Source organism: Cupriavidus sp. YAF13 (assembly GCF_052113425.1).
Lineage (GTDB): Bacteria > Pseudomonadota > Gammaproteobacteria > Burkholderiales > Burkholderiaceae > Cupriavidus.
In genome coordinates, this window is record NZ_JBFRDD010000135.1 from 1 (window position 1) to 1,703 (window position 1,703).

General features: G+C 44.6%; 2 protein-coding genes and 2 pseudogenes. 3 read left to right on the forward strand and 1 reads right to left on the reverse strand.

Annotation, left to right across the window (positions count from 1 at the left end):
• The 3 genes and pseudogenes from AB4061_RS40465 to AB4061_RS40475 form a co-directional block, all read left to right on the forward strand.
• Positions 1-135: pseudogene (locus AB4061_RS40465) on the forward strand (IS1595-like element ISCARN29 family transposase); the annotation flags it as partial.
• Positions 136-368: 233 nt separating this feature from the next.
• Positions 369-836: a hypothetical protein gene (locus tag AB4061_RS40470; protein WP_441641643.1), complete on the forward strand. Its 468-nt coding sequence runs from the start codon at positions 369-371 to the stop codon at positions 834-836.
• A 183-nt stretch (positions 837-1,019) separates the two neighbouring features.
• Positions 1,020-1,604 carry a hypothetical protein gene (locus AB4061_RS40475; RefSeq protein WP_441641644.1) on the forward strand — a complete coding sequence of 195 codons (585 nt, stop codon included), beginning with the start codon at positions 1,020-1,022 and terminating at the stop codon, positions 1,602-1,604.
• Here AB4061_RS40475 and AB4061_RS40480 read toward each other — a convergent pair.
• Positions 1,572-1,703, reverse strand: a pseudogene (locus AB4061_RS40480) (IS1595-like element ISCARN29 family transposase); the annotation flags it as partial. The gene AB4061_RS40475 and the pseudogene AB4061_RS40480 overlap by 33 nt on opposite strands.

Consider the following 1,703-nt stretch of genomic DNA (forward strand, 5'->3'; position numbering starts at 1 on the left):
CAACTCAGGGGCGTGGCCACCAAGTACTTGCCGAACTACCTGGCTTGGCAACGGCTGATGAGCTGGAACAAGGAAGGCGTTTCCGCCGACGATGTCATCGCGTCAGCTCTCGGCAAGCAGGTCATCAACGTTTAATCTGAACAGCGCCACATAAATAGAGTGGCCGACCGTCCCTACTCGGCCGAAAACACAGGATTAATAAACCGCCTCGTAAATGGTGGGGGGAATGGATACGATGAAAGGCAGGCGTATACGGTTTTTATGTTAAACAAGCTCACTGACGATGTTTCGAATACCTATGGTCAGGTAATTTCCCCTTCTGGTCGCTCCAGTATTCGGCCTAATATGAAAGACATGACTTGATGACTATGTGCACTACCGCTAAATTTCTACTCGTTTCCTTGACTTTTATTTCTTGCGGAATTTTTGCAGAAACTTCGACAATAAAATTCGCGCCGACTTCCGATACAAAGGCGGCTTTAAGGGTTGGCGTTAATTCAGTAACCTTCGATGTTGTGGGCCCTAAAAATGGAGTTCATCATGGAGTAATTCCCGTTGAAACGGAAAAGCCAATTCATGTCGTTATTGATGATTATAGCTTCGACAACCGGAAAGGTTTTTCAATTTGGTCTGTTGATGAAGGGATGGGTGTTTATACAATTCATAGGGTTTTTCTATATTCAAGTGATAAATCCACATTCGTAGAATGGCTCCCGGCCTGCGGGGATCAATTTATCAACCTGAAGGTTGATAAAAAAAGAAAGAGGCTAATTAGCACTTACTATGAAGAAAATGTCCCGAAGCGGTGTATAACCCGTCTGCCGAAATATAGATAACTCATCCGCTGAGACGATTTTTGTGAAAAAAGATAATTTATCCGAAGCAGGGAGTGGGGGTATGTATAACGATATGGGAGAAGGTGTAGTCCTGAAATCTCCCCTGTCGTGATCCTTTCGTCGGCTATAAATAATGTTCTTATTTTTGGTCGATTCAATATTTTACTTAAAAAAATGAATTTCATGACTAGATTGTTATCAGGAAGGTGCATCAGAATAATAATTTTTTCATTTTCTTTGTCTGTGTGCAATTTTTCAATTTCTGGCAATGTTATGGCGGGGGGGGTAGGTAATAATCGTGCGTTGACTGATGTAAATTTCGATGCGGCGTATAAGGACTGCAGTTTATTTAAATTTAGCAACGAAAATGATCAGGTGCTTTCGTCTACCGAAAAAGAATTTCGTAATTTGAAAGAAACGTATTGGACCCGCGGGATGAATGACATGTGCGTGGCGTCGTTAAGAGCACCGACATTGATGCCAATGTCGAAGGGTGATGCGCGCCAGGATGGTGAATACGTAACCGTTAAAATCAAGCGTCGAGGTTACCTTCCGGGGCACGACAGATGCGAGGGTAAGCCGGATTACGATAATTGCCTTCAAAACGCCGTCTTTGTATTTTTCGGCTTCAATAAAGATGACAGGGGGCGATGGAGGATGAAGACTTACGACGCCGAAAATAGCGTAGGAATTAGCCTGGAACAGTCCATGTCTGAAACAATGGCGCTGTTCAGATTAAACGTTGATGACCTGCTTGCCGAGAGCTGACGCGATGACATCGTCGGCGGAAACGCCTTCCTTGTTCCAGCTCATCAGCCGTTGCCAAGCCAGGTAGTTCGGCAAGTACTTGGTGGCCACGCCCCTGAG

What these genes read in the sequence shown, in the direction of transcription:
- AB4061_RS40475 (WP_441641644.1), top strand. Translation starts at nt 1,020, where the DNA reads ATGACTAGATTGTTATCAGGAAGGTGCATCAGAATAATAATTTTTTCA.
- AB4061_RS40470 (WP_441641643.1), top strand. Translation starts at nt 369, where the DNA reads ATGTGCACTACCGCTAAATTTCTACTCGTTTCCTTGACTTTTATTTCT.